This is a genomic window from Mangrovibacterium sp. (assembly GCF_041596335.1).
Classification (GTDB): domain Bacteria; phylum Bacteroidota; class Bacteroidia; order Bacteroidales; family Prolixibacteraceae; genus Mangrovibacterium.
On the sequence record NZ_JBFHIT010000030.1, the window covers coordinates 1 to 14,994 of the forward strand.

Below are 14,994 nucleotides of genomic sequence, written 5' to 3' on the forward strand. Positions count from 1 at the left end.
ACTAGTACACAAGTGTACCACTGCCATGAAGCTGTCTGAAATCCCGGGGAGTGTTGTTCAAAATTTGCTTGAACTGCCTGTTGAAATTCGTTATTGACGTGTAACCAACCATATCGGCAATTTCTGACACCGATAATTCCTCGTTTTGAACCAGCAGCCTTGCCGCATTTCTAATACGCACTTCATTCAAAAACTGAGTGTAGGATTTATTGGTCATTCGCTTGAAAAAACGGCAAAATGAGTTGGTGGTCATGCAGGCTATTTCTGCTACATCGTTCAGACTGATATAGGTAGAATAATTATCGGAGATATATTTCAGAATGTCATCAATTCGCTGGGAATTGTCTGTTGTATATTGTCTCATATCAGTTGATGACAAAACCGTTTTTTCCTCGGCAAGAGACAATTGAAGAAGAATATTTAAGAGCATGATTGATTGCCCGGCTGGCGATAAATCAATGATCTCCATCAAATCATTGTGAAACTTTCTGCTGATTGTTCTGCCAAAGGAAATGCCAAACTTCGATTCTTCCAACATATGGCCAATACTATAGAACTCCGCATTGTCAAAAGTTCCCTTGCCAATAAAATCCTTTGAAAACTTGATGACGATGGTTTTAACGCGGCTTTCATCACCTTCCTTGTAATAGGAGGGATCGTTTCGCCACAAATGCGGTAAATTAGGCCCAACCAAAACAAGATCTCCGGGAGAAAACTGAGATACACTATCGCCCACAAACCGAATACCTGTACTTTGAGAAATATACAAGAGCTCAAACTGAGGATGATAATGCCAGGATGAATCCAAACATGGAATGTCTTTCATGGTTATATTCAACCGTTCATTTTCAAATCGATCTGTATTTTTCCGAATCAATTTCATCAGTGGCTTATTTTCAGGGTAACTATTCTCAAAAACCATTCGTTAATGTTCTGAAAAATAGAAAGAATAACTGTAAATAGTAACATTCAATAAAAAAAGAAGTTTGGATATTCATGAAAAACCCCGTCAATCGTATTGATTGACGGGGTTAAAAACATCCAATAAATCAAGTAATCGAATTAAAAAATCTAACAAAGCAAAAATTTACTATTTGCAGCACGGACCAAACAGAAAGCCAAATTGATACGCTCCTGCTTTTAACAGGTATTGCGGCAGATAACCGGATAGTGTCCCTCCAACCGGAGCCTGAACAGCATCGATATTCAATGTGTAATAACCCAACGGTTTCAAGTCGAACGGATGTTTGGCTGCATCGATATTTTCAGCCGAATAGGGCCAAATTGAAAAGCCAAAGGTTGACAGTCCTTTAAACAGTAGTCCGGACTTCTTGTCTGTTTCAGTTAGCTTCAACCAACGGGTATCGGTTCTGTTTCCGTTCTCCTGTGGCTGCGCGTAATTGTTAAAAAGCTCATCGGTTTTTAAAGTGAATTCATCCACTTCTGCTCCCTTTTTCCGATCGCTGTAGTTCTCCCACGGGCCATTTCCGTAATAACTTGTATTGGCCAACGATTTCGACAGACCAACGGTCATACCAAAGCGTAATAAATCAGGAAGCGATTGCTCTGCATCTAACGCCACATTAACTTGAACTGTCCCATCGCTAAAGATCGTGTACGTTGTTTTTAGCTCAATCCCTTCAGCCGTTTGAAGCACTTCAACAGTGGTTTTCATTCCGTCCTGTTTCGCCAATACAACCGAATTAGTCTGTAACTTTTCAGGATAATTCCCCCAAACTTTCTTAATATCGGCGACGTATTTCACATTTGCACCACGAATGTCGTTATCTGTTGATGGGCGCATAAAGTTCAACATCAAAGGTGATTTAAACTGCTCCACACCTTTTAATCGGTACGAAACCACTTGCCCATTATCTTTAGAAATAGAAATACCAAATAGTTTATTGCTCACCTCGATAGCTCCGTCTGTTTCATCAACACCAACAAGCTCTTTGGATGTTGACACATAAGCTGGCTGCGCTTCCGCTGCCTTTATAAGCAGTTGGTCTTTGGCTATTTCGAAACCCTTTTTACACCAGAGACGGTCGGTTTTCTCGTGCAGACTCAGGCGCAGCCAGTAGTCCGATTCGGCCTTAAATTCGACCTGTTTAATTGGCACAGAAACCACAGTCGATGTTCCGGCAGCAACATCAGCAGCCTGAAGAACACCCGACTGTAGGTCGGCACCATTCTCTGATAGCACCCAACGTATGTCGTATTTATCCAGATTGGTAAAGTTGAAGCGATTGATGATCCGAACCGTTCCCGCTTTCGCGTCAACCAACTCAAATACAGCTGGCTGAAATTCGTGTTTACATTCCCAGGCATGAGGGTTTGGCGAAAGGTCGGAAGCGAACACGCCATTCAGGCAGAAATTCTGATCGTTCGGAATATCTCCGTAATCGCCTCCATAAGCGTAAAACATTTTACCGTCAGGCCCTTGCTTTTCCAACCCCTGATCAACCATGTCCCAAATGAAGCCACCAATCAGATTTGGCCGTTGACGGACTTCTTTCCAAAAATCATTCAGACCTCCGATTGAGTTTCCCATGGCATGCAAATATTCGCACATGATAATCGGGCGGTTGATGTGCGGGCTGTTTGACATGGCTACCAATTGGTCGAGCTCCGGGTACATCCGGCTCACCACATCAACATAATTTGGGTCATCAGGGTTCGCCATTGCTGAGCCCCGGTAGACTTTTTGGGCGGCCTCACCCTCTTGGTAATGCGGATCAGTTGGATCGCCCTGTGCTCCCTCGTAATGAACAAAGCGCGAAGGATCGTAATCCTTGATCCAGGCAGAAGCGGCAGCAAAGGCAGGTCCTGTTCCGGCTTCGTTGCCCAATGACCAACCGATGATGCAGGGATTATTTTTATCGCGAATAACCATATTTGTCACGCGGGTCAGAATTGGTGCAGCCCATGAAGGTTGCTGCGGAATATAACTTCCCAAATGGTGGCATTCCACATTCGCCTCGTCCAGCACATATAGTCCGTATTCGTTACACAGTTCGAGGAAATACGGATCGTTGGGGTAATGCGAAGTCCGCACCGCGTTGAAATTGAATTGCTTCAGAACCTCAACGTTCATACGCATCTCGTCGCGCGTGAGCGCTTTCCCGTTAACAGCACTGTGGTCGTGCCGGTTGACGCCCATAATCTCAACCACGCGGCCATTGATCAGCAATTCATTTTTAGCGCTAAACTCAACTTTTCTAAATCCAATTTTCTGACTTCTTGCTTCAACAAGTTCGCCCTGTGGATTTTTCACCGAAAAAACCAGCGTATACTGATAGGGATCTTCGGCCGACCATTTGCGCGGGTGACGCACCATAGTCTCCAACAAACCAAACTTGGTGATATCGCGCTGAGGCCAACGTTCCCAATAAACTTTGGCAAGCGGAACAACCATCTCCGTTGTTTGCACCGGACTTTTATCGGCTTCAAAAAGCTCGGCAGAAATCGTCCATCCGTTTAGTTTATCTTCATTTTCCTTCACCCAAACGCTTGGACGGATTTCGAGTTTGGCATCTTGCAAATTGGCATCGAACGTTGTACGGACGTAGAAGTCGTTGAGCGATATTTTGGGTTTGGCCAACAGCAACACTTCGCGATGAATTCCGCTCAACCGCCACATATCCTGATCTTCGAGGTAGCTGCCATCGCTCCAGCGAAAAACCTGAACGGCTACCCTGTTTTTTCCGGCTTGAACATAGTCGGTAATATCAAACTCAGCAGCCAGTCGGTCGTCCTGACTATAACCAACTTCTTTCCCGTTCACCCAGACATAAAACGAGGATGAAACTCCGCCAAAGTGCAGGATAATCGATTGATCTGTCCAATCTTCCGGAAGTTCGAAATCGCGAAAATAGCTTCCCACCGGATTCTCGCGGTATATTTTAGGAGGGAACGGTGGCTGAGGACCACGCCAGTCGTACTTTAGCGATTGATCCATTATATTAGGGGTAAACGGATAGATGATGTTGGAGTAAATAGGCTGGCCGAAACCTTTCAGTTCCCAGTTCGAGGGGACTTCGATATCATTCCAGTCATTTCCGGCAAAACCGGTTGCCATAAAATCGGTTGGACGAAGTTCATCATCCTCAACATATTTAAACTTCCATGTTCCGTTTAACGACATCAGCCGGGCTTTATCGCGATCGCCGGTTAATGCGTCCTCAACGTTTTTAAACGAATAGGATGGTACACGAGCGCCCAATTTGTTTTTTTCGAAAACATGTTCATTTTCCCAATCTTTTTGGGCAAAAAGAAGATAGCTTGAAAAAAACAGGATTGATCCAATGAGTCCAATTTTTTTAATCATAATTTACTCCTTTAGTATAGTTCAATAATTATTGATTTATGGTTTGAAACAAAGATACAAGCTGCGATTCCGGCCATAGGGGTTCATATCAATACGAAAAAGGGTGCCATTCGATAACAGATGCAGCATTTCCGCCCCAATTTATTTAGTCAATCCACCGGTAAAATGGCCGCTAATTAACTTGCAACCACAACTGTACCGCCCGATTAACGACTATGCTGAACCTGAAAGTCGCCGCTCAGAAAATCACGGTTCAACAAGTGGTCGAAGAATGTTGCCCGATGTACCGGACTCCGCCCTCATTTGCTGTTTTAATCATGCCCGGCATTCCTTCATACGAACGAGTATCGATTACGGTTTTGAACCGACAAATTACAGCCTTCAACAGAAAACAGAAAGCCCCCATAAAGAGAGCTTTCTATTAAACAAACATCGTATTAGCGCACTACCCTACCCGAAGCGGAGCCTCCCATTAAAGCTTCAACCTCAGCCCTTGTAGAATAGTTAAAATCTCCTTTTATAGAATGCTTCAAACATGAAGCTGCTACAGCATATTTCACAGCAGTCTGCGGCTCACTCAGTTCGCTGGTCGTTAGCGCAAATATCAAACCGCCGGCAAATGAATCGCCTCCCCCCACACGATCGACAATATTTTTGATTTCATACGATTGGTAATTCCCGTCCGCGTCCAGCGGTGCGAAGTACGCTTTGTCAGCACCGGCATCGTAAAGCATGGCTCCCCAATTGTTGTGTGTTGCCGAATAACTCTCGCACAGCGTAATAGCCACTTTCGAAACATTCGGGAATTGAGCCACCACCTGACGGGCAACATCCGGGTAGCGGGAAGTGTCGAGTGATCCGGAATGCACATCGGTGTCGCCGGCACGAATCCCTAACACATCATGGCAGTCTTCTTCGTTGGCAATCACCACATCAATGAAAGGCAAAATCCCCTTCATCGTTTCCCGGGCCAGCTCACGGGCAGACTTTGTTGGATCCCATTTCCACAGTTTTCCACGGAAGTTTAAATCGATTGAAACCAACGCGCCGGCCTCTTTGGCTTTTTGGGCAGCTCGCAAGGTTGCCTCGGCCGCTTTTTTAGACAACGCAGGAGTAATTCCACTTAAATGAAGCCATTGGGCATCGGTGAAAATAGCGTCCCAGTTATACTGATCGGCCGGTGTAATGGCGATTGCCGAATCCTCACGGTCGTAAATTACATTACTTGGACGCTGGTTCGCGCCTGTTTCGAGAAAGTAAAGGCCCAACCGTCCTTTGTCAGTTCGAAGAACGTACTGCGTGTCGATCCCCACCGAGCGAACTGAGTCCATCGTTGCTTCGGCCAAGGCGTGTTTAGGCAGTGCGGTTACGTATCGGGCTTTTCCACCAAAGTTACAGATTGAAGCAGCCACACTTGCTTCGGCTCCGGCGTAGGTAACTTCTAAATTTCTGGTTTGGCGCAAGCGCAAATTCTCGGGCGAAGCCATCCGGCCCATAATTTCACCAAAGGTTACTATTGTCTTCATCCTATTCTAACTATTTTTCTGATCTAATAATTGATGTACAAAATTTTAATGGATAATCCCGACCGGCTTTTTACCAGATCGAACATTGATAATTAAATCTTTGATCGCTCGCGCATTGGCTGTAATCTCATCCCAGTTTTCAGCCTGTATCAACGGGCGTTTTGCCACCCACGAACCGCCAATAGCAGTAATCAGAGGTGATTGGAGATAATTGCTGGCATTGTTCATATTACATCCGCCAAGCGGGATGAACGAAAGTCCCAAATACTGGTATGGTGCAACCATGTTTTCCAAATGCTCCATTCCGCCCGATGTTTCGGCAGGAAAGTATTTCAACACCCGACAACCTTGTTCTACGGCGATTTCAATATCGCTTGGAGTCATAATTCCGGGCGCGAACGACAAGCCATGCTTATAGGCTTCGGCGATAATTTTGGGGTTACAACCTGGAGAAACCGCAAAATCGGCTCCAACATCGGCAACTGCTTTTACCTGGTCGACCGTTAAAACGGTTCCAAACCCCAGCGCCATTTCATGCACCTCTTTTTTTATCAACTTGGCCGCATCGATGGCAACCGGAGTCCGCAAGGTTAGTTCGATGGCATCGACACCTCCTTTTAAAAGGGCTTTTGCCACGGGCACAGCATGTTCTAATTTGTCGATAATTAAAACCGCGATAATACCTGCGTCATCAATTCGTTTAATTATTGAGGGCGTCATTGCCCGTTGTGCTATAGGTTGCATGGTTATTTTCTAATGGTAATACGTTTTAACTCCAGATAATCATTTAAAGCAAGGTGGGAACAGTCGTGCCCCAGGCCACTTTCCTTTACCCCGCCATGTGGAAGGTAAATGGCATATTTGAATCCATTTACATGCACTTCACCAACTTCCATTTCGGAGGTAAACTTGTTGATCCGGCTGATGTCGTTGGTATACAGATAACTTGACAAACCAACCTCGCAATCGTTGGCCATATCCAGCACTTCCTCTTCGGTTTTAAACTTGTAGATTGCTGCCAATGGTCCGAAAATCTCTTCGCGGAAAATGGTCATGTTGCGATTTACATTGGTAAACACGGTAGGCTCGAAGAAATAGCCGTTGGGTTTGTCGGCCGGGATTTTTCCGCCGCACTCCAGCTTGGCGCCTTCTGCCAAAGTCTTTTCAGCCAACTTCATCACCCGGTCGCGAGACCGGCCGTCGACGATCGGTCCCATGTCTATTTTAGCGTCGTTGCCAAAACCGACTTCAAGTTTTTTGGCTTTGCCTACAAAGCGTTCCACGAACTCGTCGTAGACATTCTCGTGCACAAAAATCCGGTTTGGCGACACACATACCTGTCCGCAGTTACCAAATTTGAGGGCTGCCAAGTCGTTTACAGCCTGCACAATGTTGGCATCATCAAACACGATAGCCGGAGCATTTCCACCCAACTCCATGCTGAAATGCTTGATTGAAGTGGCAGCCTGCTGCATAGCGATACGTCCGGAAACGGAAGATCCGATCATCGTGATCACGCGCGGAATTTTGCTTGATGAAAGTGTAAGTGCCAACTCCTCGTTCGAGCCGGCAACAATGTTTACCACCCCTTTCGGGAAGTTGATACTCTCTAATATTTCACCAATTAAATAAGCTGAAAGAGGCGCATTGGCCGATGGTTTTAAAATAACAGTACATCCGGCAGCCAAAGCCGGACCAATTTTGAAACCCAGATTTAAAAGTGGGAAGTTCCAGGCCAGGTAGCCAACAGCTACACCGGCAGGTTTGGCAATCAGGTGATGGGCATGCGTTCCGTCCGGATCGGGAATAATCTCGTCGCGACGATGCAACATTTCCTGCGGATACCATTCCAAAGCGTTAACAACGGTTTCATAATCTTCAACCGCCTGATTATAGGTTTTACCCATTTCATACATCACCGCTTCACGAATATCATGTTGCCGTTTAATCACGGCATCACGGAGCTTGTCCATCCACATTTTGCGGGTGTTGATACTCATTTTCGACCACTTCTTAAACGCAGCTTGCGCAGCGTCCAAAGCCAGGATCGCATCTTCTTTTCCGCCCCAGGCAATTTCAGCGATAATATCACCGGTGCCCGGACATTCAACTTTTTCTTTCGCGCCGGACACGGCATCAACCAGCTGTCCGTCGATATACATTTTTTTGTATCCCAGTTCCATGGTCTTATTCTTTTAACGTGTATTTGTGCAAGATATCTTCATTAAATTCAAACCCCAATCCCGGTTTGTCACTCAATTTTATTTCGCCGTTTACAGCCACCATATCAGTTGTGGTTAGCTCTTCGCGCAGTCCGTTTTCTGTACGGTCATACTCAATAAAAGCGTTCGGAGTTCGTAAACGTCCTGGTAAGATATCTAAATTACCAACAAAATGTAACGCGGCGGAAATGGCAATTCCGGTTCCCCAGGTGTGCGGTACTAGCTCGACACCATAAACTGAAGCCAGTGCTGCAATGCGTTTGGCTTCTGTCAGTCCACCGGTAGCGCAAATATCGGGTTGAATGATATCGACCGATTTCGACTGTAGCAACGTTTGAAAGCCAAAGCGCAGATATTCGCATTCACCTCCGGAAATCGGAATGGTTGTTTTTGTTCTCAGCTCGTGGTACTGATCGTAATATTCGGGAGAGATTGGCTCTTCGAACCATCCGATATTGTACTGTTCAACCGCTCGTGAAAGTTGTACCGCTTCTCTTAGATTATAAGCATGATTGGCATCAATCATTAACTGAACATCCGGACCAATAGCCTCACGAACACTCTTAACATACTCGATATCAACATCGATACCCAACCCCACTTTCATTTTCATTGCCTTGTAGCCAAGCGCAACATATTGCTTGGCTTCCTCTACTAACTTTCCGCACAGGTCATCGCAGTGCGTATAATACAGTCCGGTAGCATATGGAGTTATAAAATCCCGTTTCTTTCCTCCGAGTAGAAGATGAACCGGTTGTTGCATGATTTTACCTTTTAAATCCCATAGGGCGACATCGATGGCACTAATGGCTGAAACAAGCACTCCCCGGCGGGCATAGTCCAACGTTCGTCGGTACATCATGCTCCAGATTGTCTCTGTTTCCAGTGGATTCATACCAACAATGAACTGAGTTAAGTGCTCAATTCCAGCCTGAATAACCCCTGCCGGGCCATAGCCTTCGCCCCATCCAACATGTCCGGTGTCGCTCGTTACTTTAACAATACAAATGCGTCTTTCCGAATATTCCCACTGGGAAAAATAAAAGCTCTCTTTTAACTTATCCGAAAGGATATAGCTTTCAATTGATTTTATCTTCATCGTAATTTCGTTTATCAAATGAAAATTGATTATCTATTTTTTTTATGCGACTCCGTTTGAATATCCGAGGATGATCGTGGCAATTAAAAGTACCAACAAACCGACCAACAGCAACGAGAATGGCTTGGAAGCCCCTTTCCACTCTTGATTCAGATAAGCCCAGATGTTGCTAACAATAAGCGAAACACCAAGCAGAATTGGCCATCCGATAACAGGCCCCATATCGCCCATTAGTGTGGCTCCCTGCCCGTACACACCTAGCGCGCCAAACCACAGCAAGCCAGCAACAATCGACCAGAAATAAGCTTTCCTGGCTTTGGGTACGGCAAACGACCCCCAGGTTTTATTTTTAGTTAACAGGAAAACGGCATAGCCGGCATTCATGATATAGGCTCCGATTAATACCACAACCCAAATGGCCAGGCTGCTGTTTCGGGCTATGGTGCCATAAGCTTCGGCAGCCTTACCAACCGGTTGAGCATTTACAAAACCCACGTTCAGCAAAGCCGAAAGGATTCCGCTGACAACAGCGATTGTAAGTCCGACCTTTAAGTTGACCTCACTCTTTTTACCCTGCTGCTCCAGTTTGTCGCGACGAATACCGGCCAAAGCGGTAATGGCAACACCAACCAGCATAACGGCAACTCCAGTCATTACATAAGGGAAAGCCGGCAAACTCGTCGCGTTTTCGAGCTGAAAGAAAGGAATTAGACTGCCAACGGCAGAGCAAACGCCCATAACAATTCCGTAAGTCAACGAGATACCGATATAAGGAATACTTTTGCCAAACATGATTCCGCCAATTCCCCAAAGGAAGCCAAACAACATGCCGACCAGGATGGCCTCAGCCGGAGCGTTGGCAATCGCTTCAAATAGGTTCGGAACAACCGCCAGAGCCCAAATCAAGGGGAAAAGCACCATGGCGACAGTAGCATGAACCAACCACCAGGCTTCCCATTTTAAGGGCGCCATAAACTTCATTCCGAGGCCAAAAGTTCCTTGAAAAATGCTGGCAAGGAATACCAACGCGAAGGGGATAAGTGCGAATTCCATAATAGAGATTAATTTTTACAACAAATTAACCTGATTACGATGGGAGTATATTACCCGATTTTATCCGTTACTTGCATAAAATTACCTCTCTTTCCTTCCTCCGGCTTTTATTCCGGATAATTGAGAACCTGATTTAAAGCAGGGAGCTTACAACTTAGTTTGTTTTTTCTGATTTCTCCAGTGCACACTATCGCTGCCATTCCCAATAGTAATCAGGCTTGAAGCTGAACTTGAAAGCACGGTATAAACCGGAGCTGTATGAGCAGCAAACAACAGAAGCCGACTATAGGCCAGCTTCTTTCGTCGATCCGCGTTCGAACAAAATTCGGTTTTTGGTGCTCACTCCGCGAGCGAGCATTCACTCATTCCAGTTCGAATAAATGAGACTCCCCTTTTCGATGTGGTTGTCGATCCGCAAATGAACATCGATTTCCTGCTGCATCTCTTCAACATGAGAGATGACACCGACAATGCGGTTTTCCTTTCGGAGCGACTTCAGTGTTTCGAAAACAACAGTCAACGATTCCTTATCCAACGAACCGAAACCTTCGTCCAGAAAAAAGAAATTCTGATTCGACTCGGTGATCTTCTGAATATTGTCGGCCAGAGCCAGGGCCAGCGACAAGGCGGCCTGAAAGGTTTGTCCGCCCGAAAGGGTTTTTACGCTGCGAACTTTTCCTCCGTTCATGAAATCGCGCACCTGAAAGCTATTGTCGGGGGTGATTTCCAAACTCAACTTTTGCCGGGTTAACTGAAAGAACCGGTCGTTGGCCGAATGACATAAATTTTGCAAATAAACCGACGAGATATAATTGACAAACCCGCTCGCTTTAAACAGCGATTTCATGGTTTTGATATTCTCCGCTCTCAGCTCCAGTTTCTCCAACTCTTTTCGCAAAACTGCCTGGCTTTCCAAATCTTTTTGCAGCTTTTTCAACAACTCCTGCGTTTTGCCCAACTCCTGATTTTGCTGCTTCAGCAGTGCGTTCCGTTCGGCAATTTCCCGAAGCATCTTTTGGTGCGCCTCACTATCGTAAACCCGATCGCCAATTTCTTTTTGCAACTGTTCAACTTGCGACTTACTGCGAACCAACGAGTCGTTAAATTGTGCGAGTCGCTTTTTCTCACGCTCCAGATCCATTGGCTCGGCCAACACCCTACGCACTTCCTCCGCAGATTCGTAGGCCGTTTTTGCCAGTTGCTCCTGCAGTTGCTTGTTCAGTTCTTTTATTTGCTGCTCATCCTGCTCCAGTTCCTTGCGGTTCACAAGTAAACTTCCGCTTAAAGTGTCCTTTTGCTTGCTTCGCTCGGCAAGCGTTTCAGTTTTTTCGGCAACCTCCTTTTCAATGCGGGCAAAGCGCTGCAACAAACCGGCTTTTTCGGCTTCTAATTCCGGCAACTGCGTTTGCTGATACTGTGCCGGAACAACAATCTTCAGCTGCTGCCCAATGGTTTTCAGCTCGGTCTCCCGAATGGTCTGGCTGGTTTTTATCTTTTCGAGTTCAGCCTGATAGCGTTCCTTGTTTTTCTCCGCTTGTGTCAGTTCTTTGGCAAGCTGTTCCAGCTCCGATTCATCCTTTTTTAACACCTGCTGAATGCGCGATACTTCCAGAGAGGCTTTGGTAAGCTCGGTCTCGTCCCGAAATTTTTCCCAACAGAACAAAGCCGCGTGAGCCGCCATCGCCTTTTGCTGAAGGGCTTTCTTTTCCGACAGTTCGTTCAGGTGCCGAAGCGTAAACTGCCGCTGACTTTCGAGCAAATTCAGCGACTGCGCAACCTTTGCCAACTGCTCCAGTTGCTGCTCACAAGCATCGCGCTCCTTCGCCAGTTTCGCCAGTGCTTCTGCAATATCGTCGGCATTGAACAGTTCCGGATGATGAACCGCCCCACAAAGCGGACAGGCTTTTCCGTCTTCCAAATCTTCAGCATAAGTCTTCAGCTGAGCTTTCACCTGAATATGATTGGCCTGCTCCTCCAGCACTTTCAGTTTCGCTTTATTTTCGCTTGTTTTTTGCTGAATGAATGGCAAATAAACGTCCGGCTCCGCATCGCGAGAAAGTGTTTCTACAACGGGCAAAGTCAATAATTTCGACCGATCCTGCCGGTTAATCTGTTCTTCCCGCTTGTATTTTTCAATTTCCTTATCCAGCTCCCGAAGCTGCTTGTCGATGTTGTGCTTCTCGACGTACCACGCTTTTACCTGCGCCAAAACGTCGAGATCGGACAACTTCTGCCGATGCAGTTTCAGGCGTTCTTCCAGTTGTTGCTTCTGTACTTTCAGTTTATCGGCCTTGTCGCTGGTATCGGAAAAAGCCTCCTTCCCCTTTTTCAGTCGTTCGTTTTCGGAAACAAGCTGCTTCTCCAGATCTTTCATTTGCAGTAAAAGAGTCAGCTCATCGGCTTTCTGCTTCAATTCGGTCCGCTTCTCGTACTGCGGTTTCAGCGCCTCCAGAGATTGCTTCAACCTTGCTATTTCTTCTTCTTTCAGTTTCAGCTGACCGGAATCGAGTTTAATTTGCCGGTTCCGATCCTCCAGCCTCCGCGTTCCGGATTGAAGCGAATCCAGCACATGTTTAAAGCCAAGCACGCACTGTTCGTATCGGGTAATTTTCGTTTCCAACGCATCGTAAACGGTGGCTTGCTGCTGAAGTTCCGACAATGTTTTCCCCGCTTCAGCCCGCTTTTTGGTTAGTTCCTGTAACTGCCGAAGTTGCTCTTCCGCTTTTCCCTGTTCGGTTAGCCGAAGGCTGTTCTTTTCAATCTCCTTTCCGAGTTGGCTCAGTTGTTCCTGATGCACTTTTACCTGCTCCGGATCAACAGCGCCCAATTGCAGCAACTGCCCGTCGATGTTTTGCTTTTGCGCATTGTTTTTCGATTCGAGCGACGCCACCTTATAATAAAACTCGAACTTTCCGAGGTTGAAAAGTTCCTTCATCATTTGCGTTCGATCCTTATTTCCAAGCTGCAAAAATTCCTGAAACTGCCCCTGCGGAATGATGATCGTTCGCTTGAAATTGTCGTAACTAAGGCCGATAGCACTTTCGAGCGATTCAACGGAAATAGGAATCCATTCGCCGTTTGTTTTCTGATAGGCCGAACGATCGAGCGCCTTTACATCGTCGAAATTCTTGCTGTTTCGCCGCCCCTTTACCGATGCGCGATAAGTGGTTTGGTTCTTCCCGGTCTCGAAAACGAACTCGATAAGCAACTCGTTCGACTTCAGGTTCATCATGTTGTAGTACCGATTGTCGCCCGACAGATTCAATCGGTCGGTACGGCCATAAATCGCAAAGGTAATCGCTTCCAAAATCGACGACTTTCCGCTTCCAACCGAGCCAAAAATGCCAAACAGATTGGCCGCTGTCAGTTTTGTAAAATCGATGGTTTGCTTTTCCTGGTATGAATACAAACCTTGCAGGGTGAGTTGTATCGGTATCATTGTTCTTCTTCGGCCAATAGTTCGGTGAATAAATTCATGAGCTCGTCATTCGGCTCCTGCCCTTTCTCGTGTCTGAAATAGTCGCGAAACAGTTGCTCCATGCTCTGGGTAAGGTCGATCTGCTTTTGCTGCCGGCCAACCAACTCATCGGCATTCGTCACTTCCGGAATAATGACAACTATGCCATTGTGAACGGCGCTCAACTGCCGGCGTTCGGCTGCCGTGAGAAATGAGTCGGTCACCAGTGTCAGCTCCACCAGAACATCGGGGTTTTCGGACAACCATTGCAGGGCATCGTCCATTCCTTCGGCTCGCTTGCGGAGCAATTTCTTTCCTTTGGTTAATTCAACTTCTGAAACTACGGCTGCTTTGCCCGGCTCCACATCCACCAGCAAGGCATATTTTCTCTGATTAGCTTCGGCAAAACTGTACGAAAGCGGGCTGCCACTGTACCAGGCCGAATGGTTGGCTGCCGGCCCAACACGATGCATACGATGCAAATGCCCCAGAGCGGTATGTTGAATTTGTGCCGGAATATTTTCGGTATAAATGGCCTGCGCCCCGCCAACATGCAGAATTGGCTTTTCGTCCAGCGGTTCTTCGGGTAGCTCGTCGCCTTTTTTAATCATGAAAAGATGCGACACCAACACATTCACCCCACGCTGGTCGCAAAACCGACTGGCCAGCTCGTTCCATTTTTGTTGAAGCACAGCCCGCAGCTCGGCTTCGCTGTTTTCCAGTCCCAGACAAGTTTTCAGTCGGTACTCGTTGGCATAAGGCGTTAGCAGAATGCGCAACGGAACCGCTGTTCCGGGAAGTTTGATCTCGAGAAAACCGTCGGTGCTTTGGGTCACCTTCAGCCCTGTTTCAAGCTCAAACGGAGCGACAACCGAATTCGGATAGCCGGCAAAAATAATCCCGCATTCGCGGGCCAGCGGATCGGGCGCTTCAATTCGGTCGGGCGAATCGTGGTTTCCGGCAATTGCAATCACCGGCCGGCGACCATTGTTTGTTAGGCGTTTCAGTGTTTTATACAGCAAATCAACAGCCTCGGTGGGCGGATTAAACGTATCGAACAAATCGCCGGCTACCAGCACCGCATCAGCTTGCTCGCGTTCGGCCAGGTCACAAATTTCGCTCATCACAGCCTGTTGTTCTTCCAGCCGCGAAAAATCGTCGAGCCGCTTACCCAGATGCCAATCGGAAGTATGGAGGAGTTTCATAGTCTACATCAAGTTTTTTGCAACAAATCAGTTGCCAGCCCAAATATACTCGAACTCGGCGGGTGCAGCAAGTTGAGCGATTGGAAATGCAAAGAGGAAGTTTGC

Annotated in this window: 9 protein-coding genes; all 9 read right to left on the reverse strand. The window is 46.7% G+C overall.

All coding sequences use genetic code 11. The features are described from left to right. Position 1: 1 nt before the first annotated feature. Positions 2 to 883 carry an AraC family transcriptional regulator gene (locus ABZD21_RS11685; RefSeq protein ID WP_372775179.1) on the reverse strand — a complete coding sequence of 294 codons (882 nt, stop codon included), beginning with the start codon at positions 881 to 883 and terminating at the stop codon, positions 2 to 4. A gap of 207 nt (positions 884 to 1,090) precedes the next feature. Next, the gene (locus ABZD21_RS11690) at positions 1,091 to 4,327 is read right to left on the reverse strand and encodes a glycoside hydrolase family 2 TIM barrel-domain containing protein (RefSeq protein ID WP_372775180.1); all 3,237 of its coding nucleotides are present in this window, start codon (positions 4,325 to 4,327) and stop codon (positions 1,091 to 1,093) included. Between the two features lie 437 nt (positions 4,328 to 4,764). Further along, complete coding sequence (locus tag ABZD21_RS11695) at positions 4,765 to 5,853, reverse strand: sugar kinase (RefSeq protein ID WP_372775181.1); 1,089 nt, start codon at positions 5,851 to 5,853, stop codon at positions 4,765 to 4,767. Between the two features lie 45 nt (positions 5,854 to 5,898). Beyond that, on the reverse strand, positions 5,899 to 6,597 hold the full coding sequence (locus ABZD21_RS11700; protein ID WP_372775182.1) for a bifunctional 4-hydroxy-2-oxoglutarate aldolase/2-dehydro-3-deoxy-phosphogluconate aldolase: 699 nt from the start codon (positions 6,595 to 6,597) through the stop codon (positions 5,899 to 5,901). Between the two features lie 2 nt (positions 6,598 to 6,599). Beyond that, positions 6,600 to 8,036 (reverse strand): NAD-dependent succinate-semialdehyde dehydrogenase, encoded by a 1,437-nt coding sequence (locus tag ABZD21_RS11705; RefSeq protein ID WP_372775183.1) that lies wholly within the window; start codon positions 8,034 to 8,036, stop codon positions 6,600 to 6,602. 4 nt (positions 8,037 to 8,040) lie between these two features. Further along, positions 8,041 to 9,174 (reverse strand): mandelate racemase/muconate lactonizing enzyme family protein, encoded by a 1,134-nt coding sequence (locus ABZD21_RS11710; RefSeq protein WP_372775184.1) that lies wholly within the window; start codon positions 9,172 to 9,174, stop codon positions 8,041 to 8,043. A gap of 42 nt (positions 9,175 to 9,216) precedes the next feature. Beyond that, on the reverse strand, positions 9,217 to 10,227 hold the full coding sequence (locus tag ABZD21_RS11715; RefSeq protein WP_372775185.1) for an L-rhamnose/proton symporter RhaT: 1,011 nt from the start codon (positions 10,225 to 10,227) through the stop codon (positions 9,217 to 9,219). A 358-nt stretch (positions 10,228 to 10,585) separates the two neighbouring features. Continuing rightward, a complete protein-coding gene (locus ABZD21_RS11720; RefSeq protein WP_372775186.1) occupies positions 10,586 to 13,666 on the reverse strand; it encodes an AAA family ATPase in 3,081 nt (1,026 codons plus the stop codon). Next, positions 13,663 to 14,889: an exonuclease SbcCD subunit D gene (locus ABZD21_RS11725; RefSeq protein ID WP_372775187.1), complete on the reverse strand. Its 1,227-nt coding sequence runs from the start codon at positions 14,887 to 14,889 to the stop codon at positions 13,663 to 13,665. Before ABZD21_RS11725 ends, ABZD21_RS11720 begins: the two co-directional genes overlap by 4 nt. Positions 14,890 to 14,994: the final 105 nt, after the last annotated feature.